We start from the raw sequence: 25,525 nt of genomic DNA on the forward strand, positions 1-25,525 counted from the left end.
ACCGATCACCCCCGCAAGGTGAACGCCCCTTCCGCTCGGGACAGAAGGGGCGTTCGGACTTGATCTGCTCACCGTACTCGCTGCGCCGCGGCATCGGGGGCAATCGCCCGGCGCTGTGGACGGTGTCCCCGGTTCGTAGGGTGGTGCCGTGCGCATCGCGACCTGGAACGTCAACTCCCTCCGCTCCCGCATCGACCGCGTCGAGGCCTTCGTGCAACGACACGAGATCGACGTCCTGGCGCTGCAGGAGACCAAGGCGCGCGAGGACCAGCTGCCGCTGATGGGGCTGCAGGCGCTGGGCTACGACATCGCGGTGGCCGGCACGAACCAGTGGAACGGCGTGGCGCTGCTCTCGCGCGTCGGGCTGGAGGACGTCGAGGTCGGCTTCGCCGACATGCCGCCGTACGGCGACCCGGCCGCGGCCGAGTCACGCGCGATCGGAGCGACCTGCGGCGGCGTCAGGATCTGGTCGCTCTACGTCCCCAACGGTCGCAAGCCCGACGACCCGCACTACGTCTACAAGCTCGACTGGCTGGCTCGGCTCCGGGCGGCCGCGACCGGGTGGCTGGACGGCGAGACCGCGCTGGTCGGGGACTGGAACGTCTGCCCCACCGACGACGACGTCTTCGACGTCAAGCAGTTCGCGAAGTCGACCCACGTCACACCGCCGGAGCGCGCGGCGTTCCAGGGCTTCCTCGACGACGGCTACGCCGAGGTCACCCGCGCGCACGCGCCGGGCTACACCTACTGGGACTACTACCGCCAGCGCTTCGAGCGCGACCGCGGCCTTAAGATCGACTTCGTCCTCGGCTCCCCCGCCTTCGCGGACCGGGTCGCGGGTGCCTTCATCGACCGCGACGAGCGCGACCCCGCGCAGGGGACGGGGTCCCCGTCCGACCACGCGCCCGTGGTCGTGGACCTCAGCTGATCGGCACCGGACGCGGCGTGCGCCGGATGGCGTACGACATCAGCGCGGCGACAGCGCACAGCCCGGCTGCGGCGTAGAAGGCGGGGTCGTAGCCGCCGGTGAGGTCGCGGACCAGGCCGGCACCGGTGGCGGCCACCGCCGCGCCGACCTGGTGGCTGGCGAACACCCAGCCGAACACGATCGGCCCGGAGGCCGCGCCGAACCACTCGCGGCAGATCGCCACGGTCGGCGGCACGGTCGCCACCCAGTCGAGGCCGTAGACGATGATGAAGACCCACATGCTCGGCTCGACGTGCGGCGCCATCAGCGCCGGCAGGGCCATCAACCCGACGCCGCGCAGGACGTAGTAGCCGACGAGCAGCAGCCGCGGGTCGACCTTGTCGGTGAGCCAGCCCGACGCGATGGTGCCGACGACGTCGAAGATCCCGACGACCGCGAGCAGGCCGGCCGCGGTGGTCGCGGGCATGCCGTGGTCGTGGGCGGCGGGCACGAAGTGGGTGGCGATGAGGCCGTTGGTGGTCATCCCGCAGATCGCGAAGCCGCCGGACAGCAGCCAGAAGGTCCTCGTCCGGGCGGCGTCGCGCAGCACCGCGAGGGCGCGGCCCGCGCTCGAGCCGACCTGCTGGTGCGGCGGCGGACCAGGGTCGGCGTCGGTGGCGCCGAGCGCCCGGAGCCCCAGGTCGGCCGGGTGGTTGCGGAGGAGCAGCAGGACGAGGGGTACGACGGCCAGTGCGGCCGCCGACGCCAGCAGCGCCGCCGTACGCCAGCCGTGGTGCGTCGCGAACCACGCGACCACCGGTAGGAAGATCAGCTGGCCGGTGGCGTTGCCGGCGGTGAGGATGCCGCTGACCAGGCCGCGGCGGGCGACGAACCAACGGCTGGTGATCGTGGCGACGAAGGCCATCGACATCGAGCCGGTGCCGATGCCCACGAGCAGGCCCCAGCAGAGGACGAGCTGCCAGGCCTGCGTCATGAAGACGGTGAGGCCACTGCCGACCGACACCATCACCAGGGCGAAGGTGACGACCGGACGGACGCCGAAGCGGTCCATCAGAGCCGCGGCGAACGGCGAGATCAGCCCGAACAGCATGAGGTTCAGCGAGACCGCCGAGCCGATCAGGCCGCGCGACCAGCCGAACTCCTCGTGCAGCGGCTCGATCAGGACGCCGGGCACCGAGCGGAAGGCGGCGGCGCCGACCAGGGTGACGAACGCCGTAGCCGCGACGATCCACGCCCAGTGGAGCGGCGGGCGTCGGGTGGCGTGGGGACCGGTCGGGGTCCCTGCGGGGGTCGCCGTCGTCACCCGGACATCCTCACGGTTGGGGCACCCGGTGGACGAGTGGCCGGAATGTCAATCTGCGCACGGATCCTGCCGCGTTCGCCCACCCCGCTGCCGACGAGCTGTCGGTGGGGCCGTCCATGCTGGGGCCATGGACACCTTCCCCTTGCTGCTCACCCTGGCGCTGGTCCTCGCCGTCGGCCTGGCGCTCGGCGCGGTGATCGGGGTGCTGTGGTCGCGCAGCCGCCCCGCCGACGACCCGGCGATCGCCGCCCTCCAGCAGCGCGTGGCCGACCACGCCGTCGTGCAGGACGGGCTCGACCGCCTCCAGGACCAGCTCAGCGACCTCGCGCACGACCGGGTCGCGTGGCAGGCCCAGCTCCACCAGCAGGTCGCCGACATGCGCCACTCGACCGACACCCTGCGCCGCGAGACCACCACCCTGGCCACGGCCCTGCGCAAGCCGCAGGTGCGCGGTCAGTGGGGCGAGCTCCACCTGCGCCGCACCGTCGAGCTCGCCGGGCTGGTCGACCACTGCGACTTCGCCGAGCAGGTGCGCTTCGACGACGGCCGGCTGCGCCCCGACCTCGTCGTCTCGCTGGCCGGCGGCCGGACGATCGCGGTCGACGCCAAGGCGCCGCTGGCGGCGTTCCTCGACCTCACCGGCTCCGATGACCCGGCGGAGCACGACCGCGCGCTGGCTCGGCTCGGCGAGCACGTGCGCAAGCACGTCGGCGACCTCGGGTCGCGGCGCTACTGGGAGGCGGTGCCCGGCACTCCGGAGTTCGTGGTGCTGTTCCTGCCAGGCGAGGCGATCCTCCAGGCCGCGCTCCAGGCGGTGCCCGACCTGGTCGAGCAGGCGGCCGCCAAGAACGTCGTCCTCGCCACCCCGTCCACGCTGATCGCACTGCTCCGCACGGTGGCGCAGGGTTGGCAGCACGAGGTGCTCAACGAGCAGGCTCACGAGGTGCAGCGCCTCGGCCAGGAGCTCCACGCCCGACTCGGGTCGATGGCCGGACACCTCGACCGGGTCGGCCGCTCGCTCAACGCCAGCGTCGTCGCCTACAACCAGGCGATGGGCTCGCTCGAGGGTCGGGTGCTGGTCTCCGCACGGCGGTTCGCCGACCTGGGGGTGACCACCGAGGGCCTGGAGGCACCGCGCCAGGTGGAGACGGCCCCGCGATCCCTCGCCGCGCCCGAGCTCGCCGGCTCCGAGCCCGTCACGTCAGACCTGGACGCGCTGGACGTGCCGGGACCGACCGACGAGCCCACGCTGGACGAGCTCCTCGCCGACGAGCAGGACATCCAGACCACCCGCGGTCCGGCGCGGCGCGCCCGGGGCGCCTGAGACCGGACCTAGGTTGACCTCGTGGCACAGGCCGATGGGTTCTGGGAGGCCGGGCGCGAGCCGGGCCGGCAGGTCGTGCTCCTGGGCGTCGCCCTCACGCTCACCGCGGTCGGCATCGACGTGATCCTCAGCGGTCACCTGACCCTGTTCTTCGACCTGTGCTTCATGGCGCTCGGCCTCGCCCTCGCCGCACGGGTCCGCCGCGGCGACTTCTACATGGTCGCGCTGCTCCCGCCCGTGCTGATGACGGCCACCTTCCTCTTCGTCTCCCTCGTCGACCGCGACGTCGTCGCCGACCGTGGCGACAGCGTCCTCCAGGCGGTCGTCTCGGGGGTCGCCACCCACGGTCTCGCCCTGTTCGTCGGCTACGCCCTCTGCCTGGGGTGGCTGGTCTGGCGGCTGCACCACGAGGGCGAGGCCGGCATGGCCACCGAGCTCGGCCACGAGCTCGGCCGCTCGGCCTGACGCTCGCGTCGTTCAGGGGCTCCCCGGCCCGCCATGGTGGCAGCACATCGCACGCCACGACCTCGCCAGCACGCCATCCGCCGCCACCACCTCAGCGAGGCGCTCGAAGGTGGCCCGAACAGCCCAAGGTGGCGGCGCGCGACATCACACCGGCGGAACCAGATGTCGTACGCCGCCAGGGTGGCAGCGGACGAGGCGCCTCAGTCCTCGAAGCGCGACGCGTCGCCGGCTCCGCGGCGTACGACGACCGGCTCGTCCTCGGACCAGTCGATGACCGTCGTCGGTTCGGCGGTCACCTCGCCGGACTCCACGACGACGTCCACGACGTGGTCCAGGTCCTCCTTGATCTCCCAGCCCATGGTCCGCGCCTCGGTCTCACCGGGCAGGATGAGCGTGCTGGTGAGGATCGGCTCCCCCAGCTCTTCGAGCAAGGCGCAGACCAGTGGGTGCTCGGGGATCCGGACGCCGACCGTGCGCTTCTTGGGGTGCATCAGCCGCTTCGGCACCTCGCCGGTGGCGGGGAGGATGAACGTGTAGGGCCCTGGCGTGGCGGCCTTGATCGCCCGGAACGACGAGTTCGCGACGTGGACGAACTGCCCGAGCTGGGAGAAGTCCTTGCACATCAGCGTGAAGTGGTGGCGGTCGTCGAGCTCGCGGATCTTGAGGATCCGGTCGCGTCCGTCGCGGTTGCCGAGCTGCGCCCCGAGGGCGTAGCCGGAGTCGGTCGGATAGGCGATGAGCTCGTCGTTGCGCAGCGCGTCGACGACCTGGGTGACCAGTCGCGGCTGGGGGTTGTCGGGGTGGATGTCGACGAAGCGCGCCATGACCCGTCCTCACGCCTTCTGCGCGGCCCGCAGGTCGCGCCGCAGCTCGGGAGGCAGCGCGAAGATCAGGGACTCCTCGGCGGAGTGGACCGCCTTCGCGTCGGGGAAGCCGCGCTCGGCGAGGAAGGCGAGCACGCCCTCGACCAGGTCCTCCGGGACGGAGGCGCCCGAGGTGACCGACACGGTCGCGACGCCGTCGAGCCAGGCCTCGTCGATCTCGGTGTGGTCGTCGACGAGGTAGGACGCCTTCGCGCCCGCCTCGAGCGCGACCTCGACGAGCCGGACCGAGTTCGAGGAGTTGCGCGAGCCGACGACGATCACGAGGTCGGCGCTCTCGGAGATCTCCTTGATGGCGAGCTGGCGGTTCTGGGTGGCGTAGCAGATGTCGTCGCTGGGCGGGTCGAGCAGCAGCGGGAACTTCTCCCGGATCGCGGCGACCGTCTCCAGCGTCTCGTCGACGCTGAGCGTCGTCTGCGAGAGCCAGGCGACCCTCGCCGGGTCGCGCACGACGATGCCCGCGACGTCGGCGGGGCTCTGGACGAGCTGGATGTGCTCGGGCGCCTCGCCGGCGGTGCCCTCGACCTCCTCGTGGCCCTCGTGGCCGATGAGCAGGATGTCGTAGTCGTCGCTCGCGAAGCGCCGGGCCTCGTGGTGGACCTTCGTCACGAGCGGGCAGGTGGCGTCGATGGTCTTGAGGCCGCGCTCGGCGGCCTGGGAGTGCACCGCGGGGCTGACGCCATGGGCGGAGAAGACGACCGTCTGGCCCTCGGGCACCTCGTCGAGCTCCTCGACGAAGATCGCGCCGCGCGACTCGAGGTTGGCCACCACGTGCTTGTTGTGCACGATCTGCTTGCGGACGTAGACCGGCGAGCCGTAGAGGTCGAGGGCCTTCTCCACGGTGATCACGGCGCGGTCGACGCCGGCGCAGTAGCCGCGCGGCGCCGCCAGCAGCACGTTCTTCGCGGTCTCCGGGTCGAGCACCGGGGGCAGGCCGAGGTCGGTCGTCATGGGTGCGAGTCTACGGGCCGGCCGTGCCCGCCACTCCCAGTCCACGGCCGCCTCTGTCCGTCCTCTCGCCTATCCTCGCCGCGTGCCCTCCCTCCGCGACGCCACGGCCGAGTCCCCGGCACCGGTGCGGGCCGTCGCCAACGCGGTCTCGCAGTGGATCGACCGGCTCGGCGGCGTCTGGGTCGAGGGCCAGATCGCGCAGGTCAACCGGCGCCCGGGGATGCAGACCGTCTTCATGACGCTGCGCGACACCGTGGCCGACATCTCGGTCACCCTCACCTGCGCCCGCTCGCTCTTCGACTCGATGAACCCTCCCCTCGTCGAGGGCGCCAGCGTCGTCGTGCACGCCCGGCCCACCTTCTACGCCAACCGGGGCTCGTTCTCGCTGGCCGCCCGCGAGATCAAGATGGTCGGTCTCGGCGAGCTGCTCGCCCGGCTCGAACGACGCCGACAGCTGCTCGCCGCCGAGGGGCTCTTCGCGCCCGAGCTCAAGCGCGACCTGCCCTTCCTCCCCGGCTGTGTCGGCCTGGTCACCGCCCCCAACAGCGCCGCGGAGCGCGACGTCCTGGAGAACGCCCGCCGTCGCTGGCCCGCCGTGCGGTTCGAGGTGGCGTACGCCGCCATGCAGGGGCAGCGCTCGGCCGCCGAGGTCATCGGGGCGCTCGAGCGGCTCGAGCACCACCCGGACGTCGACGTCATCGTCGTCGCCCGCGGAGGTGGATCGATCGAGGACCTGCTCCCCTTCTCCGACGAGGCGCTGATCCGCGCCGTCCACGGCCTGCGTACGCCCGTGGTCTCCGCGATCGGCCACGAGCCCGACCAGCCGCTGCTCGACCTCGTCGCCGACGTACGCGCCTCCACCCCGACCGACGCCGCCAAGCTGGTCGTCCCCGACATGGCCGAGGAGGCCCACGGCGTGACGTGGGCCCGCGACCGGCTGCGTCAGGTCATCACCCAGCGCATCGCGCGCGAGGAGGAGTGGCTGGTGCAGGTCCGCTCGCGGCCGGCGATGGCCGACCCGCGCAACCTGCTCTCCGCGAGGTCCGACGAGCTCGACGACCTGCTGACGCGCGCTCGACGTACGCTCTCCCACCGCCTCGACCGGGCCGCCGACGACATCGGCCACCAGCGCGCACGCGCGCAGTCGCTCTCCCCGCTGGCCACGCTCCAGCGTGGCTACGCCGTCCTCCAGGACGCCGACGGGCACGTCGTCACCTCGGTCGCGCAAGCCACCGTCGGGGCCGCGGTCTCCGTCCGGGTGGCGGACGGTCGCGTCCACGCCACCACTGATCGCATCGAAGCAGCCAGCCCCACCACAGTCGGCACCGCCGAGGAGGACCCCGATGAGTGACGCCGCCCCGGACCAGCCCACGCCCGACCGGCTCAGCTACGAGGAGGCCCGCGAGGAGCTCGTCGAGGTGGTCCGCACCCTCGAGGCCGGAGGCACCACCCTCGAGGAGTCGCTCGCGCTCTGGGAGCGCGGCGAGGCGCTGGCCAAGGTCTGCCAGGCGTGGCTCGACGGCGCCCGCAAGCGCCTCGACGACGCGATGGGCACCGAGCCCGCCGACTGATCACTGCCGCGCGGGCGGTGAGTGACGCAGGTTCTCGGCGCCGGGAGCATGTCTCACTCACCGCTCGAACGCGCGAGTCCGACCCAGCGGTGAGTGACGCAGGAAATCACCCCGCGAAACGTGTCTCACTCACCGCCACGAGCGGGGCGCCGGGATCAGCGCGCGGAGCGGGGCGACGGGATCAGCGCGTCAGCAGCCCGATGAAGGTCTCGATGTCCGCGACGGGCGCCGAACCGTAGACCAGGACCGCGTCGTCGCCGAGCTCGGTGGAGAACCCGTGGTCGCCCCCGGCGTCCGACCAGGTCTGCCAGGTGTCGGTGATCTCCGAGGGCACGGTGGCGTCGTCACCGGCATCGGCCTTCTCGTCGACGTAGCGCTCGACGAGGTCGTCGACGGAGGTGTCCTCCTGGCGGATGCCGACGAACTTCCCCTCGTCGGTGAGCACGCCGAGGCCCCATCGCTGGTCCCCGACCGCGACCAGGTCGACGCTGGTAGCCGTCCATCCGGCCGGCAGCTCGCGGGGGTGCACGACCTGCATGTCTGCGTTCTCGGCGAGGGTGACGCTCGCCTGCCAGTCGACCGGCGTGGGGGTGTCGTCGACGTCACCGCGGAACAGCCCGCGCCAGGCCACGAAGGCCAGCACCGCGACGACGGTGACGATCAGGGCGCCGGTCATGCCGCTGAACGAGCGGGTGTAACGACTCGGCTGCTCACTCACGCCCGCCATCCTCCCAGCCGACACCCAGCGCTGTAACGCCGGGTTAGGTGCTCTACCCACCCTGCTGCAGCGGGGTGGGTAGAGCACCTAACCCGGCGTTACAGCGGCTGGCGATAATCAGCCGGAGAACCGCACGAGCGGCACCGGGAGCGCACAGAGACCCGTAGGTGCGGCATACTTCCCGCGTGATCACCTACCGAATCGCGGAGGCGGCCGAGATCCTCGCGGTCAGCGACGACACCCTGCGCCGCTGGGTCGACGCCGGCCGGATCGCGGCCCAGCACCTCGACGGTCGTACGACCGTGTCGGGGGTCGACCTCGCAGAGCTCGCCGAGCAGCTCGCCGAGTCGGGCGAGGTCGCCGAGCGCGACCGCACCAAGGCCAGCACGGTCAGCGCGCGCAACCGCATGAGCGGGATCGTCACCCGGGTCAAGCGCGACGAGGTGATGGCCCAGGTCGAGATGATCTGCGGCCCCTACCGCGTCGTGTCGCTGATGAGCAGCGACGCGGCGGACGAGCTCGGCCTCGAGCCGGGCGTACGAGCCATCGCCAGTGTGAAGTCAACCAACGTCGTCGTGGAGGTCCCGTCATGAAGTCCCGTCCCCGCAAGCAGTGGCTCCCGGCCGTCATGCTCAGCCTGCTCCTCCCCCTCGCGGCCTGCGGGAGCGACGACTCGGGGACGGCGTCGGACGACAGCAGCGCCGGTGGCGGTGACACCGGCGGCAGCCTGACCGTGCTCGCAGCGGCCTCGCTGACCGACGTGTTCGCCCAGCTCGCGACGCCGTTCGAGGAGGAGCACGGCGCGGACGTCTCCGTCTCCTTCGGATCCAGCACCGACCTCGCCGAGCAGGCGGTCGACGGTGCTCCGGGCGACATCCTGGCCACCGCCGACGAGACCTCGATGCAGATCGCCGAGGACGCCAGTGTCACCGGTGACGTCGAGACCTTCGCGACCAACGTGCTCACCATCGTCGTGCCGAGGGGCAACCCGGCCGGCATCGAGTCGCTCGACGACCTCGACGGCGCGACCTGGGTGCGCTGCGCCGACGAGGTGCCCTGCGGCAAGGTCGCCCTCGCCGTGCTCGAGGACAACGACATCACCGCCGAGCCGGCCAGCCTCGAGGAGGACGTGCGCGCCACCCTCGACAAGGTGATCTCCGGCGAGGCGGACGCCGGTCTGGTCTACTCCACCGACGCCGTGGCCGCGGGCGACGACGTGGAGGCCATCGAGATCCCGGGCGCGGAGGACGAGCTCACCTCCTACTACGTGACGTCGCTGGAGCAGGCCGAGAACGCCGACCTCGCGGCAGACTGGGTGACGTGGGTGACGTCGGAGGAGGGCCAGAAGATCCTGGCCGACGCAGGTTTCGGCAGCCCGTGAGGGCTCGCACCACCCGCGACCGGCTGGGCAGGCCACCCGCGCTGCTGATGGTGCCGGCGGCGCTCGCCACCCTGCTGCTGCTCGTCCCGCTGGTGGCGATGGTCGCGGCCACCAACTGGCAGGCCCTGCCTGGCCACCTGACCTCGCAGGTGGCGCTCGAGGCGCTGCGCCTGTCGCTCGTCACCTCGACGGTGGCCATCGTGCTCTGCCTGCTGCTCGGACTGCCGCTGGCGTGGCTGCTGGCCCGCGTCGACTTCCGGGGCCGCGGCGCCCTGCGCGCGCTCGTCACGGTGCCGCTCGTCCTGCCCCCCGTCGTCGCGGGTGTCGCGCTGCGCAGCGCGTTCGGCCGCACGGGGGTCATCGGCGCGCCGCTGCTCGAGTGGACCGGCTTCGCGTTCCCCTTCACGGCGTACGGCGTCGTGCTGGCGCACGTCTTCGTCTCCATGCCGTTCGTGGTGATCGCCATCGAGGGAGCGCTCCGCTCGGCCGACCCGAGGTTCGACGAGGCGGCCGCGACGCTCGGCGCGACCCGCTGGACGACCTTCCGCCGGGTCACCGTGCCGCTCGCGCTGCCCGGCGTCATCGCCGGCACCGTGCTCGGCTGGGCCCGCTCGCTCGGGGAGTTCGGCGCGACCATCACCTTCAACGGCAACTACCCCGGCCGCACCCAGACGATGCCCACCCTCATCTACGTCGCCCGGCAGTCCGACGCGGACGCCGCTCTGTCCCTGAGCCTCGTCATGCTCGTGGTCTCCATCGGCGTGCTCGTCGCGCTGCGCGACCACTGGCTCGGTACGCCGTGAGGACGCCGCTGGGCTCCTCGCTGGTGGCCGACCTCGACGTCGCCGGTCGCGTCCGCGCCGCCTTCACCGCCGCGCCGGGCGAGGTGATGGCCATCATCGGCCCCAACGGCGCCGGCAAGAGCAGCCTGCTGCACGCCGTCGCCGGCCTGGTCGACGTGACCGGTCACGCGCGGCTCGGCGACACCGACCTGCTCGCGACCCCGGTGCGCGAGCGGCGCGTGGGGCTGGTCTTCCAGGGGCAGCTGCTGTTCCCCCACCTCTCCGCGGTCGACAACGTCGCCTTCGGGCTGCGCGCCCGCGGCGAGTCGAAGGCGGCCGCCGGGGCCGTCGCGCGCGAGTGGCTGGAGCGCTTCCGCATCGGTGACCTCGCCGAGCGCCGCCCGCGCGAGCTGTCCGGCGGCCAGGCCCAGCGCGTGGCCATCGCCCGCGCACTGGCCACCGACCCCGACGTGCTGCTCCTCGACGAGCCCTTCACCGGCCTCGACGTCTCGGTGCAGATGGCGCTGCGCATCGAGCTCGGCCAGCACCTGCGCGACTTCCCGGGCATCGCGCTGCTCGTCACGCACGACGCCATCGACGCGCTCACGCTCGCCGACCGGGTGCTGGTCCTCGACGAGGGCCAGGTCGCCCAGGTCGGCCCGCCGGCCGAGGTCGCGGCCGAGCCGCGGACGGCCCACGTGGCCCGCCTCGTCGGGCTCAACCTGGTCGCCGACGGCGACGACCTGATGGCGTTCACCCCCGACGCCGTCGTGGTCTCACGCACCGAGCCGGAGGGGTCCACCCGGTTGCGCTGGCACGGCCCGATCGCCACCCTCGCGCCGCACGGAGACGCCGTACGACTGCTGGTGCACGCCTCCCCCGACCTGCTCGCCGACGTGACTCCCGCAGCCGCGACCGAGCTCGGCCTGGTGCCGGGCGCCGAGGTCTGGCTCTCGACCAAGGCGACCGCCGTCAGCCGCTACGGAGCGCGTGCCGGGGCGGGCGGCACCGGCCGCTAGCCTGTGCGCCATGAGCGCCGCCGCACCGAAGCCCGACCGCAACCTCGCCCTCGAGCTGGTGCGGGTCACCGAGGCCGCCGCCATGGCTGCCGGCCGCTGGGTGGGTCGCGGCGACAAGAACGACGCCGACGGCGTCGCCGTCGAGGCGATGCGCGAGATGATCTCCACGATCGGCATGAGGGGCACCGTCGTCATCGGCGAGGGCGAGAAGGACAACGCGCCGATGCTCTTCAACGGCGAGGAGGTCGGCGACGGCACCGGACCCGAGTGCGACGTCGCGGTCGACCCGATCGACGGCACCACCCTGACCGCCAAGGGCATGAACAACGCCATCGCCGTGCTGGCCGTCTCGCCGCGCGGCACGATGTACGACCCGAGCGCGGTGTTCTACATGGACAAGCTCGCCACCGGCCCCGAGGCCGCCGACGTGGTCGACATCCGGCTGCCGGTGAAGGAGAACATCGCGCGGGTGGCCAAGGCCAAGGCGATCTCCATCCACGACGTCACCGTCGTGGTGCTCGACCGGCCGCGCCACGCCCAGCTCGTGGAGGACATCCGCGAGACCGGGGCCCGCATCAAGTACATCACCGACGGCGACGTGGCCGGCGCGATCATGGCCGCCCGCCCCGACACCGGCATCGACCTGATGCTCGGCGTCGGCGGCACCCCGGAGGGCATCATCGCCGCCTGCGCGATGAAGTCCATCGGCGGCAAGATCCAGGGCAAGCTCTGGCCGCAGGACGACGACGAGCGGCAGCGCGCCCTCGACGCGGGTCACAACCTCGACGCCGACTTCGTGCTCGGCACCGACGACCTGGTCACCGGCGACGACGCCTTCTTCGTGGCCACCGGCATCACCGACGGCGAGCTGATGCGGGGCGTGCGCTACCGAGGCGACGGCGTGACGACGCACTCGCTGGTGATGCGCTCGCGCAGCGGGACGGTGCGCTCGATCACCGCCGAGCACCACCTCTCGAAGCTACGCGCTCTCTCCACGATCGACTTCGACAACTGACGTCGCCGCCCGCGGGCGGAGGGCGGCCGAGACCGCGGCGAGGACCGCGGGATCGAAGGCCATGCCGACGTGCGAGGAGCGCACCTCCACGGCCGTGGCGACCGGGTCGATGCACGCACGCCAGTCGACGATGCCGTCGCGGCGGGAGAAGACAGCGGTGAAGTCGACGTCGTCGGAGAGCGGCGCACGCGCCTGGTCGAGGCTCGCCCGCGCGCAGAGACCCGCCACGCAGTCCTCCGCCATCAGGTGGCGCATCCCGGCACGGTTGAGCCGGACCAGCAGGTCGACGGTGCGGGCCAGCGAGACGTGGTGCGCACCCGGTGCCAGCATCGGGCTTCCCATTGTCACGATCCCGGCGACCAGGTCCGGACGCCGCGCGGCCAGACCGCGGGCCAGCATCCCGCCGAGGCTGTGCCCGACGATCCGCACCCGCGAGCCGCGCCGCAGCGAGATCTCCTCGAGGCGCTCCTCGAGCTGCCCGGAGGCGGCCACCGTGCAGCCCACGTTGGCCCGGATGTCCGCTCGGTAGGTGCGGAAGCCCTCGCGCCTGAGCGCGCGGCTCATCGGGGCCAGTGACGAGTCACCGGCGGCGAAGCCCGGGACCAGCAGCACCGGCTCGCTGAACCGGGGCGCGTGGGAGGCGTAGGGCGTACGACGGCGGGCACCGAGCGCGTGGACGGCGTAGCGACCGGCCTCCGAGACGACGCGGCCCTCGCGCAGCACGCCGACCACCGAGGGCTGCGAGAAGCCCTCGGGCGTCAGGAACGTCGCCACTGTGCGCTGCGTCACAACGACCGAACCTAGCCCGAAGGCCCCTGCGAACGGGGGATGTCAGTCACTTTGCGTTGTTTTGGGGATGACGTCGTGTTCACTGGGGCCATGTCGTCGTCACGCCGCCCCACCGAGGCGCCCGTCGTCTCCGAGGAGCTGTTCGCGCCCGTGGGCGGTGAGGTCGAGCTGTGCTACCAGACCTTCGGCGACCCCGACGGAGACCCTCTGCTGCTGGTGATGGGGCTCGGCGGCCCGATGACCTGGTGGGACGCCGACCTCTGCCGGATGCTGGCCGGGGCAGGGTTCCACGTCGTGCGCTACGACAACCGTGACTCGGGTCGCTCGACGCGCATCCAGGCGCGGGTGACCCGCGGCCAGATCGTCCGCGCGTTCGGCGGGCGCCGCGCCACCGCGCCGTACTCGATGAGCGACCTGGCCGGCGACGCCGTGGCCCTGATGGACCACCTCGGCTGGGAGTCCGCGCACGTCGCGGGGATCTCGATGGGCGGCATGATCGTCCAGACGGTCGCCGTCGAGCACCCGAGCCGGGTGCGCTCGCTGACCAGCATCATGTCCACGACCGGGCGTCGGACGGTCGGCTGGCAGGACCCGCGGATCATCCCGGCGCTCCTCGCCCCGCGCAAGCCGGGCCGGGAGTCCTACGTCGAGACCAGCGTGGCGTTCTGGAACGTCATCGGCTCGATCGCCTGGCCGACGCCGCCCGAGCGGCTGGTCGAGCGCGCGGGCGAGACCTTCGACCGGGGCTACAGCGCCAACGGGATGATGCGCCAGATGCTGGCGATCCTGACCCAGCCGGACCGCACTCCGCGCCTGCGCCGCCTGCAGGTCCCCTCGCTCGTCATCCACGGCACCGCCGACAAGATGGTGCACGTCAGCGGTGGCCGCTCGACCGCCGCCGCGATCCCCGGCGCGGAGCTGGTGACGGTCGACGGGATGGGCCACGACCTGCCGTCCGCGCTGTTCGACGACTTCGTGGCCGCCATCAGGCGCACCGCCGACCGGGCCTGAGCCCGACAAGCGGGTCAGAGGCGCCGAGCCCCGGGCTCGGCGGTGGCCGTGAAGAGCGTCGGCTCGGGGTGCCCGGCCTCGGCGGCAGCACGGCGTACGCCCTCGCGCGCGGCGTCGACATCTGCGTCGGGCACCAACGCGATCACGCAGCCGCCGAAGCCACCGCCGGTCATCCGGGCGCCGAGCGCACCGGCCCCCACGAACGCCTCGACCGCGCTGTCCACCTCCGGCACGGTGATCCGGAAGTCGTCGCGCATCGAGGCGTGGGAGTCGGTGAGCAGCGGCCCGAGGTCCTCGAGTCGCCCGGCGCTCAGCACCTCGACCGCGGAGACCACCCGGTCGTCCTCGGTGACGACATGACGGACGTAGCGCCGGAGCTCCTCGTCCTCGAGGCGCGCCAGGGCGGCCTCGAGGTCGGCCCCGGCGACGTCGCGCAGTGCGGGCACCCCGAGCCGTCGCGCGGCCTCCTCGCAGCCGGCGCGGCGCGCGGCGTACTCGCCGTCCGCGTGGCGGTGCGGGGCGTTGGTGTCGGCGACGAGCAGGCTCAGCCCCGACGCGGCGGGATCGAAGGGCACCGAGCGCGACGTCAGGTCGCGCATGTCGCAGAACAGCGCGTGCCCGGCCTCGCCGCGCAGGCTGGCGAGCTGGTCCATCCCGCCGGTCGGGGCACCGACCGCGTCGTTCTCCACCCGACGGCTCAGGTCGAGCAGTCCGGCGGCCCCGAGATCCAGGCCGAGGTGCTCGTCGAGCGCGCAGACCACCGAGCACACCAGCGCCGCCGACGACGAGAGCCCTGCCCCCGTGGGGACGTCGGAGTCGAGGTCGATCCGCAGGGGCGGCACGTCGACGCCGTCGTCGTGGAGCAGCCACAGGGCCCCGAGGGCGTACGTCGCCCACCCGGGCACCTCGTCGCGACCGGACATCCCCGAGGGCGTCACGCGGACCTCGGCACCCGGCTGCTGGGCCGAGCCGACCGACCATCCCGAGGCGGGCGCGGACACCGTCGTCGTGCACCCCATCGCCAGCGCCATCGGCAGCACGAAGCCGTCGTTGTAGTCGGTGTGCTCGCCGATCAGGTTGATGCGTCCGGGCGCAAACCAGCGACTCACGAGGGGGTCATCTCGGTGGCTCATTCCTAAGGCGGGGGTCGGTTGCCAAACCCTAGCCGTTGCCGATAGACCAGTGATCGACGTCATACATAGGAGGGGCGCATGACATCACGATCGACCCGACCACGCGGTCGCCCAGGGGGAAGGCGGATCGCCGGTTCGGTGGCCGCTCTCGCCCTTGCAGGAAGCCTGTTGTCCGCCTGCGGTGGAGGCGACGACACACCGACGCTCAACTGGTACGTGAACCCCGACGGGGTCGACACCTTCCGCACGTACGCCGAGGAGTGCAGCACCGACCAGTACGACATCGCGGTCCAGCTGTTGCCGGCCAGCGCCACCGACCAGCGCACCCAGCTCGCGCGACGACTGGCGGCCGGCGACTCCTCCACCGACCTGATGAACCTCGACCCGGTCTTCGTGGCCGAGTTCGCCAACGCCGGGTGGCTGCAGAAGGTGGCCGACGACGTCGCCTCCGACATCACCGACGGCGGCGACTACCTCGAGGGTGCCGCCGACACGGTCACGTGGGACGACGGCGTCTACGCGCTCCCGCTGTGGGCCAACACCCAGGTCCTCTGGTACCGCAAGTCGCTGGCCGAGGCCGCCGGCCTCGACATGAGCCAGCCGGTGACCTGGGACCAGGTCATCGACGCGGCCGACAAGGAGGGCGGCACGGTCGGCGTGCAGGCCAACAAGTACGAGGCCTACGTCGTGTGGATCAACGCCCTGATGCAGGGCGCCGGCGGTGACATCGTCAGCGACACCGAGGCGGGTCGAGACGCCAAGGTCGACCTGGACAGCCAGGCCGGCAAGGACGCGGCCGCGGTCATCCAGAAGCTCGCGGACAGCAATGCCAAGCAGCCCGACTTCACCGTCTCCAACGAGGGCACCAGCCTCGGGCAGATGTTCCCGGCCAGCGGCCCCGGTGAGTTCATGGTCAACTGGACCTTCGTCTACGCCAACTACAAGGGCCTGGTCGGCAAGCCGGGCGGCCCGGCCGACGAGCAGGAGTTCGAGGACCTCGGGTGGGCGCGCTACCCGCAGACCGTCGCGGGCGAGGAGTCCAAGCCCCCGATCGGTGGCATCGACATCGGGGTCGGCGCCTACTCCGAGCACCCCGACTGGGCGATGGAGGCGGCGCAGTGCATCACCTCCACCGAGGCGCAGGTCGACCTGGCGGTCAACGACGGGCTGATGCCGTCGACCAACTCGGCCTACGAGAAGGTCGCCGCCACCGGTGACTTCCCCGAGGACCTCCTCGAGCTCTACCGCACCAGCGTCGACGAGGGCGGGGCGCGGCCCAAGAGCCCGTTCTACAGCCAGATCTCCAGCGCCGTGCAGTCGGTCTGGCACTCCCCGACCTCGGTGAACCCGGACTCGACCCCGCAGAAGTCGGCCGAGTTCCTCAGCCAGGTCCTGGCAGGAAAGAGGCTCCTGTGACTGCGACGACCGTCGCCCCGGACGTCAAGCGGGGCAAGCGCGCGGACGTGAGCGACCGTTCGCGGGCCGAGAACAGCCTCGGCATCAGGCTGGTGGCCCCGGCCATCTTCCTGATGCTGCTGGTGACCGCGTTCCCGATGCTGCGGGCGCTCTACCTCAGCCTGTTCAACTACTCGCTCACCGCGCCCGACGAGCGCAAGTTCATCGGTCTGTCCAACTACGTCACCGCGCTGACCGACAGCCTGTTCTGGCGCGACACCGCCAACACCGTGCTGATCATGGTGGTCACGGTCGCGATCGAGCTGGTCATCGGCTTCATCTTCGCGATGGTGATGCACCGGGTGATCTTCGCCCGCGGCGTCATCCGGACCTCGATCCTGATCCCCTACGGCATCATCACCGTCGTCTCCGGCTTCGCCTGGCAGTTCGCGTTCAGCAACTCCAACGGCTTCGTCAACGGCTGGCTGCCCTTCATCGGCGACGACTTCAACTGGTTCGGCCAGTACAGCAGCGGCATCATCGCGATCATGGTCTCCGAGATCTGGAAGACCACGCCGTTCATGTCCCTGCTGCTCCTCGCCGGTCTGGCACAGGTCTCGGAGGACATGCTCGAGGCCGCGAAGGTCGACGGTGCCACCTGGTGGCAGCGGCTGTGGAAGGTGATCCTGCCCAACATGCGCTCGGCGATCATGGTCGCGGTGCTCTTCCGCGCCCTCGACGCCTACCGCATCTTCGACAACATCTTCGTGATGACGGCCGGTGCCCAGGGCACCGAGTCGGTCTCGTTCCTCACCTACCGACAAGTCATCGAGCAGTTCCAGCTCGGGATCGGGTCGGCGCTCTCGGTGCTGCTGTTCCTCTCGGTGCTGCTGATCGCCTTCTTGATCGTGAAGATCTTCCGCGTCGACCTGGCCGCCGCACGGCAGGAGGGCTGAGATGAGCACCAAGAACCGCATCGGCGTCGTGATCGGCGCCATCCTCATCCTGCTGTGGTGCCTGCTGCCCGTGGCGTGGATCGTGTCGCTGTCGTTCAAGAGCCAGGAGGCCATCACCAACGGCAGCCCGGGCTTCCTCCCGTCCTCGGGCGGCGGCGCGGGCTGGCAGAACTACGCCGACGTGCTCGCCGACGAGCAGTTCCGCCGGGCGATCTTCAACTCCATCGGGATCTCGCTGATCGCGACGGGACTGTCGGTCATCATCGCCACCCTGGCGGCGTACGCCATCGCGCGGCTGGAGTTCGCGGGGAAGAGGTTCGTGCTCACGCTCGCCCTCGTCATCGCGATGTTCCCGGTCGTGTCGCTGGTCGGGCCGCTGTTCGACATGTGGCGCACCTTCGGCATCTACGACACCTGGCCGGGCCTGATCATCCCCTACATGTCCTTCACGCTGCCGCTCGCGATCTGGACCCTGTCCGCCTTCTTCCGCGAGATCCCGTGGGAGATGGAGCAGGCCGCCCAGGTCGACGGCGCCACGTCGTGGCAGGCCTTCCGCAAGGTGATCGTCCCGCTCGCCGCACCCGGCGTGTTCACCGCGGCGATCCTGACGTTCTTCTTCGCGTGGAACGACTTCGTCTTCGGCATCTCGCTGACGTCGACGGAGAACGCCAGACCGATCCCGGCGGCCCTGTCGTTCTTCGTGGGGTCCGACCCGTTCAACCGGCCGGCGTCGCTGCTGGCCGCTGGAGCCGTCGTCTCGACGATTCCGATCATCGTCATTGTCCTGCTGTTCCAGCGCAAGATCGTCGCCGGCCTCACCTCCGGCGCAGTGAAGGGGTGATCAGCTCATGGCTGGCATTCAGATGAAGAACATCGTCAAGCAGTACGGCGACGGGTTCCCCGCCGTCAACGACGTGAGCATCGACGTGGAGGAGGGCGAGTTCCTCATCCTCGTCGGCCCCTCGGGCTGCGGGAAGTCGACGCTGCTGCGGATGATCGTGGGGCTGGAGGACATCACCGGCGGCGACATGGTCATCGGCGGCAAGAAGGTCAACGACCTCGCACCTCGCGAGCGCAACCTGTCGATGGTCTTCCAGAACTACGCGCTCTACCCCCACCTGACCGTCTACGAGAACATCGCGTTCCCGCTGCGGCTGGCGGGCAAGCCCGAGTCGGAGATCGACGAGAAGGTGCGCGAGGCGTCGAAGACGCTGGAGCTCGACGAGCACCTCGAGCGCAAGCCCGGCAACCTGTCGGGTGGCCAGCGCCAGCGCGTCGCCATGGGTCGCGCGATCGTGCGCGACGCCGAGGCGTTCCTCTTCGACGAGCCGCTCTCCAACCTCGACGCCAAGCTCCGCGGCCAGATGCGCACCGAGATCTCGCGCCTGCAGAAGCGGCTGGGCATCACCACGGTCTACGTCACCCACGACCAGACCGAGGCGATGACGCTGGGCGACCGCGTCGCGGTGCTGAAGCGAGGCGTGCTCCAGCAGCACGCCACCCCGCGTGAGCTCTACGAGAACCCGGCCAACCTCTTCGTCGCCGGCTTCATCGGCTCGCCGCCGATGAACTTCCTGCCGGCCAACGTCAAGGGCAACCAGGTCGAGCTCCCGTTCGGCACGGTGACCATCCCCGAGGACAAGGCCGCCAAGGCCCAGGGCAAGGGCCTGCTCATCGCGGGCATCCGGCCCGACCACTTCGAGGACGCCGACGTCGTCGACAAGGACAAGGTGACCGACGAGGCCACCTTCAAGGCCAAGGTCGACGTCGTGGAGTGGTTGGGCAACGAGGCCTACGCCTACATCCCGTTCGAGGCGCCGACCGAGGTGCGCGAGCAGCTCGCCCAGCTCGAGAAGGACCTCGACGGGGAGTCGCTGCGCACCCAGCTCGTGGTCTCCCTCGACGGTGCGAGCCGCGTCAGCGAGGGTGACGAGGCGACCATCTGGGTCGACGCCCGCAAGATCCACCTGTTCGACCCCGCCACGGGCGAGAACCTCACGATGGACGCCGACAACGCCGGCATCATCCCCGGGGGCAACGCCATGGCGAAGGCCGAGGAGATCGGCGAGGAGCAAGACGCCGTCTAGCCACCACCTGTCCGGCCCCGCAGGTCGGCGCGGAACCACGAGGCCCCGGGAGCGATGCTTCCGGGGCCTCGTGCCGCAGGTGCCTCGAGGAGCTCAGTAGGAGCCGAGGAACTTCTTCGGCGTGCCCGGGGCCGGCTGGCGCTGGACGTTGACCGAGCCCATCAGCGCCATCCCCCGCACGCGCACGACGGGTGAGTCGGGTCCGAGGTCGGCCTCGACCTTGTCCTTCTGCTGGGTGAACTCGCCCATGATCGGCGTCCCGTCGACGACCACGTGCACGTGGGCCGGGACGATGATCTTCACCTCGCCCATGATCGAGCTGGCGTTGATCTGGGTGTGCTGGGACTCCAGCTGCGCCTGCCGCAGGTCGATGACGACCGAGCCCATCAGGGCGAAGGCGCTGTGGTGCTCGGGCACCGACCAGAGGCCCTGACGCTTGGTCTCACCCATGATCGCGGTCGAGGACGCGTGGCCGACCGCGGGCACGTGCGGGTGCGGACGGCGCACGGGCGACGCGGCCGGTGGGGCCACCGGTCCGGTCGCCTGGAGGTCGAGCGTGATCGGCACGAGCTCGCCGTAGGTCTTGGCCTGCCAGGTCAGCTCGAGGCGCTCCTCGAGCTCGTCGAGGTCGATGCGGCCCTCCCCCGCAGCGTCCCGGAGCACGTCGGCGACGCGCTGGCGGTCGGCGTCGGAGATGCGCATCTGCGACGGGTCGTGCGGGCGGTTCTCGATCTCCCCCATGCCGCTCACCATATCCAGCCGCGGGCCGCTGCACCCATGACGGGCGTCAGCCCGCTGCGTCCTCGCGGTCGGCTGCCAGGAGTCGCGAGACGGCGAGCGCCGCCTGTCGTCCGGCGCGCGAGGCGCCGATGGTGCTCGCCGAGGGTCCGTAACCCACGAGCTGCACCCGCGGGTCGACCACCGTCGTGGTGGCGCCCTGCACGTTGCCGCGCACCGGGACGAGCGCGATGCCGCCCTCAGAGGTCCGCAGGCCGAGCGGCCCGAGGTGGTCGACCGCCGGTCGGAAGCCGGTCGCCCAGAGGATCGCGTCGACCCGCTCGAAGCGATCGTCGCGGCCGGAGGACCACCGCACCCCGTCGACCTCGATCCGGTCGAACATCGGCAGCCGGTCGTAGGCGCCGAGCCGGGCCGCCTCCTGCTCCTGCGGCCGCAGCGCCAGCCCGGTGACGCTGACCACGCTCGCCGGCGGGAGCCCGCGGCGTACGCGCTCCTCGACCGCGGTGACCGCGGCCAGTCCGGCGTCGGCGTCGAGCTCCTCGCGCCAGACCGGCGGACGCCGGGTCACCCAGAGGGTGTCGGTCACCGGCGCGAGCTCGCCGAGGAACTGGACGGCCGAGGCACCGCCACCGACCACGAGCACCCGCTTGCCACGGAAGTGCTCCGCGCCCGGGTAGTGCGCGGTGTGCACCTGCTCGCCGCCGAACGAGGAGATGCCGGGATAGAACGGCACGAACGGTCGGGTCCAGGTGCCGCTGGCGTTGATCAGCGTCCGGGTCCACCAGGAGCGGTCGTCGGCGTGGACGGCGAGCAGGTCGCCCTCGCTCTCGACGCGGTCGACGCGCACCGGTCGGAGGACGGGCAGGTGGTGCCAGCGCTCGTAGCCCTCGAAGTAGTCGGGCACGGCGACGTTGGCCGCCGCACCCGAGCGGGTCGGTGCCGGCGAGCCGGGCAGGTCGGCCACGCCGTGCACGTCGGCCATGGTCAGTGACGCCCAGCGGTGCTGCCAGGCCCCGCCGGCCTGGGGGTTGGCGTCGAGCACGACGTGGTCGATGCGACGCTCGCGCAGGAAGTACGACGCCGCGAGACCGGCCTGTCCGGCGCCGATGACGAGCGAGTCGAGGACCTCCATGTCATCCGCAACACCTGTCGGTCCGGCCCTATGCCCGCGACCAGTGGCGTGGCAGCCTCGGAGCATGGACATCGCCACTCGTGCCACCACCCTCCTCGACCTCCACCACACCGGCACCACGCTGGTCCTTCCGACCGTGTGGGACGCCTGGTCCGCCGGCGTCGTCGCCGAGGCCGGCTTCCGGGCCCTGACCGTCGGCAGCCACCCGCTCGCCGACTCCCGCGGGCAGTCCGACAACGAGGGCATGACGATCGACGACGCCCTCGACGGCGTACGACGTGTCTGTGCGGCCGTGCCGGACGTCCCGGTCAGCGCCGACATGGAGTCCGGCTACGGCACCGCACCCGCCGAGCTGGTCGAGCGCCTGCTCGAGGCCGGCGCGGTCGGCATCAACATCGAGGACACCGTGCACTCCGAGGGCGGGCGGCTGCGCGAGGTCGCCGAGCACGCCGACTACATCGGCGGCATCCGCCAGGCCGCCGACGCGGCCGGGGTCGACCTGGTGATCAACGCCCGCACGGACGTGTTCATGAAGGACGGCCAGTTCGAGGACCCGCTCGCCGAGGTGCTCGCACGGATGACGGCGTGCGAGGCGGCCGGCTCGCGGAGCAGCTATCCGGTGCGGGTCCCCGACGCCGCGACCCTGCAGGCGATCCTCGAGCGCCTCGACGGACCGGTCAACGTCACCGCCAACCCGCGCTCCGGCTCCCCCGCCGGCTCCCTCGAGGACCTGCAGGTGATGGGCGTCCACCGGGTGACGTTCGGCCCGCTGCTGATGAAGGAGCTCGCTCCCGACCTGACCGCCCTCGTGGCTCCCTGGAGGTAGCCCACGACGTCATGGTGGGCGGCCGCCGGAGCGACAACCCGCCATGACGTGCGCGCAGGTGCGGTCTCAGCCGACCAGCTCGGGCTGCTTCTCGCGCCACTGGTCCGAGACGTGGCCGCGGTCGAGCGACTCGCCCTCGACGTCGATCGTCGGCATCAGTCGGTCGAGCCACCTCGGCAGCCACCAGGCCTTCTCACCCATCAGGTAGAGCAGGGCCGGGATGAGCACCATCCGCACGATGAAGGCGTCGAAGAGCACCGCGACGGCGAGCGCGAAGCCCATCGACTTGATGATCGGCTCGTCGGTGAGCATGAAGGCGGCGAAGACCGAGGTCATGATGATCGCCGCGGCCGAGACGACGCGCGCGGAGTTGCGGAAGCCGTCGACGACGGCCTCGCGGGTGGACGCACCGTGGACGTGCGCCTCACGGATCCGGGTGACGAGGAAGACCTGGTAGTCCATCGCCAGGCCGAAGACCACGCCGATCAGGAAGATCGGCATGAACGACACCAGCGGCGCGCCCTCGACGATCCCGAACATGCCCTCCTGGAAGACCAGCACCGTCGCGCCGAGCGTGGCGAGCACGGACAGCAGGAAGCCGAGGGTGGCGGTGAGCGGCACCAGGATCGAGCGGAAGACCAGCATCAGGAGCAGGAACGCGAGCCCGATGACGACGGCGAGGTAGACCGGCAGGGCGTCGGCGAGCTTCTCCGAGACGTCGGCCTGGATCGCGGTGATGCCGGTGACACCGGTCGTGGTGCCGGTCTCGGACTCGACGGCGGACTGGCCGTCGCGCAGCTCGTGCAGCAGGTCCTCGGTGGCGACCTCGTCCGCCCCCGTGGCGGGCGTGATCATCACCTGCGCACCGGTGCCCTCCTCGTTGGTGGCGACGACCTGCGCGTTGACCACGCCCTCCATGCCGGCGGCCCAGTCGACGACCTCACCGAACGCCGCGCCGCGGTCGTCCGCGGCCACGTCACGAGCGTCGACGACGACCACGAGCGGGCCCTGGCGACCGGGGCCGAAGCCCTCGGCGACCAGGTCCGCGGCCCGACGCTGGGTGGTCTCCGGTGACGCGGTGGAGTCGGCCGGGAAGGCCAGGTGCAGGTTCGCGACGGGTACGGCGAGCGCGCCGAGGCCGACGACGACGAGCAGGATCGCGGCGATCGGGGCCCGGCCGACGAGGCGGGACCAGCGGACGCCGTTGTTGAGCACCCGGCCCTTCTCGTCGCGCTGCGGGCGGTAGCGGCGGACCCGACCGCCGAAGGCCTTCGACTTCAGCATGCCGAGGACCGCGGGGAGCAGGGTGAGCGCGACCAGGACGGCGACCAGGACGGTGCCGGCGGCCGCGAGCCCCATGCTCGTCAGGAACGGGATGCCGACGACCGACAGGGCCGAGAGCGCGATGAGCACGGTCAGGCCGGCGAAGACGACGGCCGAGCCGGCGGTGCCGGTGGCGATGCCCATCGCCTCCGCGCGGTCGTCGGTGTGGTCGAGCTCGCTGCGGTAGCGGGCGAGGATGAAGAGTGCGTAGTCGATGCCGACCGCCAGCCCGATCATGCTCGCCAGGATCGGCGTGCTCGAGCCGATGTCGACGAAGGCGGTCGCACCGACGACGCCGAGCAGGCCGGTGCCGAGGCCGATGAGCGCGGTGATGATCGGGATCCCCGCCGCGACGACGGAGCCGAAGACGATGAGCAGCACGACGACCGCGACACCGATGCCGATCAGCTCGGAGGACCCGCCCTCCAGCTGCGCGAGGAGCCCGGAGCCGTTGACCTCGGCGGTGAGGCCATCGGCGTTCGCGCCGGCGACGGCCTCCTTGATCGCCTCGACCGTGGTGGGCTCGACGTCGGTGACCTGGTCGACGTCGAGAGCGTAGGTGATCGTGCCGATCCGTCCGTCCTCGGACAGCGGTGACAGCGCGGCGAAGTTCTCCCGCGCCTGTGCCTCGTCGCCCCCGCCGTCGACGACGGCGTCGACCATCTGCTGCTCCTGGGCCTCGGCCGCGGTCACCGGGTCGAGGATCGTGTCGGCGGCCGGCGCCTGCGGGAGGTCGGCCAGCTCGGCGACGAGGTCGCTCACCTGGCCGGCGTACGGCTCCTCGGCGAGAGTGTGCCCCTCGGGCGCGGCGACGACGACCGTGATGCCGGCCTGGTCGAAGGCGTCGACCGAGCCCGGGAAGAGCTCGGCCTGCAGGTCGGCGGCCTTCTCCGACGGGATGCCCGGGATCGAGAAGGCGTCGGTCATCGGCTTGCTGATCGCGGTGGCGGTGAAGCCGACCGCGACCAGGGCGACGAGCCAGGCGGCGATGAAGACGTACCAGCGCCGGTAGGCCGTACGGCCGAGGCGGTGGAGCAGACGTGCCATGGAAGGTTTCCCCCGTTGAGTGGTGCGTGCGTTGGATCGGGCGGGTGGTGCGTGGGATCAGCCGAAGAGGCGGCGGACCGTGGCGATGCCGTCGACGATGAGCTGGGCGAAGTCCTGCTCGGGGTCGTCGGCGAACGCGGTGACGGCGACCTCGCAGACGCTGCCGAGCACGGCGACCGCGACCTGGACGTCGCGCGCCTGCAGGTCGCCCCCGGGCCGCTGGACGGCGGCCTCGACGAGGTTGGCCGCGAGCCGCCGCATGCGTTCCTTGAGGTGGACCAGCAGGGCCGGGTTGGCGTGCACGATGCGGTCGAAGCGCTGGATCGCGGCCGGGTCGACGTCCTCCGTCTCGAGCAGCGCCAGCACCAGCGCCTGGAGGTCGTCGATCAGGTCGCCGTGCGGCCCTCCCGACCGGAAGACGTCGAGGGGTGCGGAGGTGAGGTCGAGCTCGGGTCCGAGGATCGCGTCGACCTTGCTCGGGAAGTAGTTGAACAGGGTGCGGCGCGAGACGTCGGCGACGTCCGCGAGCTCGTCCATCGTGAAGCCGTCGATGCTGCCGCGTTCGTCGGCAAGACCCTGCGCGGCATCGACGATGCGAAGCTCGGTCCCGCGTCGACCACGACGCTTGTTTGCACTATCGGGCATGTAGTGCATTTTTGCACTCTTGGTCTGATGGTGCAAATTCGCGAGGTCCGTCCTCGTACGACGATCCCGCGCTACGCTGCCGCGGCGGCGGGTCGGGCTCGCCGT

Annotated in this window: 26 protein-coding genes; 16 read left to right on the plus strand and 10 right to left on the minus strand. The window is 71.5% G+C overall.

Going from position 1 to position 25,525, the window contains the following annotated elements; genetic code table 11:
* Positions 1-148 precede the first annotated feature (148 nt).
* A complete protein-coding gene (locus IEZ25_RS10750; protein ID WP_191199428.1) occupies positions 149-928 on the plus strand; it encodes an exodeoxyribonuclease III in 780 nt (259 codons plus the stop codon).
* On the opposite strand, the gene IEZ25_RS10755 is transcribed toward IEZ25_RS10750, so the two are convergent.
* Positions 921-2,231 carry an MFS transporter gene (locus tag IEZ25_RS10755; RefSeq protein ID WP_318152167.1) on the minus strand — a complete coding sequence of 437 codons (1,311 nt, stop codon included), beginning with the start codon at positions 2,229-2,231 and terminating at the stop codon, positions 921-923. The two genes, IEZ25_RS10750 and IEZ25_RS10755, sit on opposite strands and share 8 nt — an antisense overlap.
* A gap of 127 nt (positions 2,232-2,358) precedes the next feature.
* Between IEZ25_RS10755 and IEZ25_RS10760 the strand changes: the two genes are divergently transcribed.
* Positions 2,359-3,555 (plus strand): DNA recombination protein RmuC, encoded by a 1,197-nt coding sequence (locus IEZ25_RS10760; protein WP_191199429.1) that lies wholly within the window; start codon positions 2,359-2,361, stop codon positions 3,553-3,555.
* A 21-nt stretch (positions 3,556-3,576) separates the two neighbouring features.
* Positions 3,577-4,020, plus strand: a complete 444-nt coding sequence (locus tag IEZ25_RS10765; RefSeq protein WP_191199430.1) for a DUF6542 domain-containing protein — start codon at positions 3,577-3,579, stop codon at positions 4,018-4,020.
* 200 nt (positions 4,021-4,220) lie between these two features.
* On the opposite strand, the gene IEZ25_RS10770 is transcribed toward IEZ25_RS10765, so the two are convergent.
* On the minus strand, positions 4,221-4,844 hold the full coding sequence (locus IEZ25_RS10770) for an L-threonylcarbamoyladenylate synthase (protein WP_191199431.1): 624 nt from the start codon (positions 4,842-4,844) through the stop codon (positions 4,221-4,223).
* Positions 4,845-4,853: 9 nt separating this feature from the next.
* On the minus strand, positions 4,854-5,852 hold the full coding sequence (locus IEZ25_RS10775; protein WP_191199432.1) for a 4-hydroxy-3-methylbut-2-enyl diphosphate reductase: 999 nt from the start codon (positions 5,850-5,852) through the stop codon (positions 4,854-4,856).
* A gap of 82 nt (positions 5,853-5,934) precedes the next feature.
* On the opposite strand from IEZ25_RS10775, the gene xseA reads away from it, so the two are divergent.
* Both xseA and IEZ25_RS10785 read left to right on the plus strand, forming a co-directional pair.
* Positions 5,935-7,203 carry an exodeoxyribonuclease VII large subunit gene (gene xseA / locus IEZ25_RS10780; RefSeq protein ID WP_318152168.1) on the plus strand — a complete coding sequence of 423 codons (1,269 nt, stop codon included), beginning with the start codon at positions 5,935-5,937 and terminating at the stop codon, positions 7,201-7,203.
* Positions 7,196-7,423, plus strand: a complete 228-nt coding sequence (locus tag IEZ25_RS10785; protein WP_191199434.1) for an exodeoxyribonuclease VII small subunit — start codon at positions 7,196-7,198, stop codon at positions 7,421-7,423. Before xseA ends, IEZ25_RS10785 begins: the two co-directional genes overlap by 8 nt.
* A gap of 181 nt (positions 7,424-7,604) precedes the next feature.
* On the opposite strand, the gene IEZ25_RS10790 is transcribed toward IEZ25_RS10785, so the two are convergent.
* Complete coding sequence (locus IEZ25_RS10790) at positions 7,605-8,141, minus strand: DUF4245 domain-containing protein (protein ID WP_191199435.1); 537 nt, start codon at positions 8,139-8,141, stop codon at positions 7,605-7,607.
* Positions 8,142-8,326: 185 nt separating this feature from the next.
* Here IEZ25_RS10790 and IEZ25_RS10795 point away from each other — a divergent pair, with 185 nt between their 5' ends.
* Genes IEZ25_RS10795 through glpX form a run of 5 tightly spaced genes read left to right on the plus strand, consistent with a single transcriptional unit; the run spans position 8,327 to position 12,338 of the window.
* Positions 8,327-8,734, plus strand: a complete 408-nt coding sequence (locus tag IEZ25_RS10795; protein ID WP_191199436.1) for a TOBE domain-containing protein — start codon at positions 8,327-8,329, stop codon at positions 8,732-8,734.
* A complete protein-coding gene (modA, locus tag IEZ25_RS10800; RefSeq protein WP_224748842.1) occupies positions 8,731-9,522 on the plus strand; it encodes a molybdate ABC transporter substrate-binding protein in 792 nt (263 codons plus the stop codon). Before IEZ25_RS10795 ends, modA begins: the two co-directional genes overlap by 4 nt.
* Positions 9,519-10,325 carry a molybdate ABC transporter permease subunit gene (modB, locus tag IEZ25_RS10805; RefSeq protein WP_318152169.1) on the plus strand — a complete coding sequence of 269 codons (807 nt, stop codon included), beginning with the start codon at positions 9,519-9,521 and terminating at the stop codon, positions 10,323-10,325. Before modA ends, modB begins: the two co-directional genes overlap by 4 nt.
* Complete coding sequence (locus tag IEZ25_RS10810; protein ID WP_318152170.1) at positions 10,322-11,323, plus strand: sulfate/molybdate ABC transporter ATP-binding protein; 1,002 nt, start codon at positions 10,322-10,324, stop codon at positions 11,321-11,323. The genes modB and IEZ25_RS10810 overlap by 4 nt, the downstream gene beginning before the upstream one ends.
* 10 nt (positions 11,324-11,333) lie before the next feature.
* Positions 11,334-12,338: a class II fructose-bisphosphatase gene (glpX, locus tag IEZ25_RS10815; protein ID WP_191199437.1), complete on the plus strand. Its 1,005-nt coding sequence runs from the start codon at positions 11,334-11,336 to the stop codon at positions 12,336-12,338.
* Here the strand turns inward: glpX and IEZ25_RS10820 are convergent.
* Positions 12,303-13,127 carry an esterase/lipase family protein gene (locus IEZ25_RS10820; RefSeq protein ID WP_191199438.1) on the minus strand — a complete coding sequence of 275 codons (825 nt, stop codon included), beginning with the start codon at positions 13,125-13,127 and terminating at the stop codon, positions 12,303-12,305. The two genes, glpX and IEZ25_RS10820, sit on opposite strands and share 36 nt — an antisense overlap.
* A 90-nt stretch (positions 13,128-13,217) precedes the next feature.
* Here IEZ25_RS10820 and IEZ25_RS10825 point away from each other — a divergent pair, with 90 nt between their 5' ends.
* Entirely contained in the window at positions 13,218-14,138 is a 921-nt protein-coding gene (locus IEZ25_RS10825) for an alpha/beta fold hydrolase (protein WP_191199439.1), read from the plus strand.
* Positions 14,139-14,152: 14 nt separating this feature from the next.
* Here the strand turns inward: IEZ25_RS10825 and galK are convergent, their stop codons facing one another.
* Entirely contained in the window at positions 14,153-15,247 is a 1,095-nt protein-coding gene (gene galK / locus IEZ25_RS10830; protein WP_318152171.1) for a galactokinase, read from the minus strand.
* 192 nt (positions 15,248-15,439) lie between these two features.
* Here galK and IEZ25_RS10835 point away from each other — a divergent pair, with 192 nt between their 5' ends.
* Genes IEZ25_RS10835 through IEZ25_RS10850 form a run of 4 tightly spaced genes read left to right on the plus strand, consistent with a single transcriptional unit; the run spans position 15,440 to position 19,709 of the window.
* Complete coding sequence (locus tag IEZ25_RS10835) at positions 15,440-16,687, plus strand: extracellular solute-binding protein (RefSeq protein WP_191199441.1); 1,248 nt, start codon at positions 15,440-15,442, stop codon at positions 16,685-16,687.
* On the plus strand, positions 16,684-17,622 hold the full coding sequence (locus IEZ25_RS10840) for a carbohydrate ABC transporter permease (protein WP_318152172.1): 939 nt from the start codon (positions 16,684-16,686) through the stop codon (positions 17,620-17,622). The genes IEZ25_RS10835 and IEZ25_RS10840 overlap by 4 nt, the downstream gene beginning before the upstream one ends.
* 1 nt (position 17,623) lies before the next feature.
* Positions 17,624-18,463 carry a carbohydrate ABC transporter permease gene (locus tag IEZ25_RS10845; RefSeq protein WP_191199442.1) on the plus strand — a complete coding sequence of 280 codons (840 nt, stop codon included), beginning with the start codon at positions 17,624-17,626 and terminating at the stop codon, positions 18,461-18,463.
* Positions 18,464-18,470: 7 nt separating this feature from the next.
* Entirely contained in the window at positions 18,471-19,709 is a 1,239-nt protein-coding gene (locus tag IEZ25_RS10850; RefSeq protein WP_191199443.1) for an ABC transporter ATP-binding protein, read from the plus strand.
* Positions 19,710-19,802: 93 nt separating this feature from the next.
* Here IEZ25_RS10850 and IEZ25_RS10855 read toward each other — a convergent pair whose 3' ends face one another.
* Both IEZ25_RS10855 and IEZ25_RS10860 read right to left on the minus strand, forming a co-directional pair.
* Positions 19,803-20,450 (minus strand): DUF1707 SHOCT-like domain-containing protein, encoded by a 648-nt coding sequence (locus IEZ25_RS10855; protein ID WP_191199444.1) that lies wholly within the window; start codon positions 20,448-20,450, stop codon positions 19,803-19,805.
* 46 nt (positions 20,451-20,496) lie between these two features.
* A complete protein-coding gene (locus IEZ25_RS10860; RefSeq protein WP_191199445.1) occupies positions 20,497-21,579 on the minus strand; it encodes a flavin-containing monooxygenase in 1,083 nt (360 codons plus the stop codon).
* Positions 21,580-21,643: 64 nt separating this feature from the next.
* On the opposite strand from IEZ25_RS10860, the gene IEZ25_RS10865 reads away from it, so the two are divergent.
* Entirely contained in the window at positions 21,644-22,405 is a 762-nt protein-coding gene (locus IEZ25_RS10865; RefSeq protein ID WP_191199446.1) for an isocitrate lyase/PEP mutase family protein, read from the plus strand.
* A gap of 66 nt (positions 22,406-22,471) precedes the next feature.
* Here the strand turns inward: IEZ25_RS10865 and IEZ25_RS10870 are convergent, their stop codons facing one another.
* Positions 22,472-24,775: an MMPL family transporter gene (locus IEZ25_RS10870; protein ID WP_191199447.1), complete on the minus strand. Its 2,304-nt coding sequence runs from the start codon at positions 24,773-24,775 to the stop codon at positions 22,472-22,474.
* Between the two features lie 57 nt (positions 24,776-24,832).
* Positions 24,833-25,420, minus strand: a complete 588-nt coding sequence (locus IEZ25_RS10875; RefSeq protein WP_191199448.1) for a TetR/AcrR family transcriptional regulator — start codon at positions 25,418-25,420, stop codon at positions 24,833-24,835.
* Positions 25,421-25,525: the final 105 nt, after the last annotated feature.

The organism is Nocardioides hwasunensis (assembly GCF_014779665.1).
Lineage (GTDB): Bacteria > Actinomycetota > Actinomycetes > Propionibacteriales > Nocardioidaceae > Nocardioides > Nocardioides hwasunensis.

Coding starts and splice junctions, on each gene's coding strand:
- IEZ25_RS10850 (WP_191199443.1), top strand. CDS start 18,471: ATGGCTGGCATTCAGATGAAGAACATCGTCAAGCAGTACGGCGACGGG.
- IEZ25_RS10760 (WP_191199429.1), top strand. CDS start 2,359: ATGGACACCTTCCCCTTGCTGCTCACCCTGGCGCTGGTCCTCGCCGTC.
- IEZ25_RS10845 (WP_191199442.1), top strand. CDS start 17,624: ATGAGCACCAAGAACCGCATCGGCGTCGTGATCGGCGCCATCCTCATC.
- IEZ25_RS10860 (WP_191199445.1), bottom strand. CDS start 21,579: ATGGAGGTCCTCGACTCGCTCGTCATCGGCGCCGGACAGGCCGGTCTC.
- IEZ25_RS10775 (WP_191199432.1), bottom strand. CDS start 5,852: ATGACGACCGACCTCGGCCTGCCCCCGGTGCTCGACCCGGAGACCGCG.
- IEZ25_RS10875 (WP_191199448.1), bottom strand. CDS start 25,420: ATGCCCGATAGTGCAAACAAGCGTCGTGGTCGACGCGGGACCGAGCTT.
- IEZ25_RS10870 (WP_191199447.1), bottom strand. CDS start 24,775: ATGGCACGTCTGCTCCACCGCCTCGGCCGTACGGCCTACCGGCGCTGG.
- IEZ25_RS10855 (WP_191199444.1), bottom strand. CDS start 20,450: ATGGGGGAGATCGAGAACCGCCCGCACGACCCGTCGCAGATGCGCATC.
- modA (WP_224748842.1), top strand. CDS start 8,731: ATGAAGTCCCGTCCCCGCAAGCAGTGGCTCCCGGCCGTCATGCTCAGC.
- IEZ25_RS10770 (WP_191199431.1), bottom strand. CDS start 4,844: ATGGCGCGCTTCGTCGACATCCACCCCGACAACCCCCAGCCGCGACTG.
- IEZ25_RS10865 (WP_191199446.1), top strand. CDS start 21,644: ATGGACATCGCCACTCGTGCCACCACCCTCCTCGACCTCCACCACACC.
- glpX (WP_191199437.1), top strand. CDS start 11,334: ATGAGCGCCGCCGCACCGAAGCCCGACCGCAACCTCGCCCTCGAGCTG.
- IEZ25_RS10825 (WP_191199439.1), top strand. CDS start 13,218: ATGTCGTCGTCACGCCGCCCCACCGAGGCGCCCGTCGTCTCCGAGGAG.
- IEZ25_RS10785 (WP_191199434.1), top strand. CDS start 7,196: ATGAGTGACGCCGCCCCGGACCAGCCCACGCCCGACCGGCTCAGCTAC.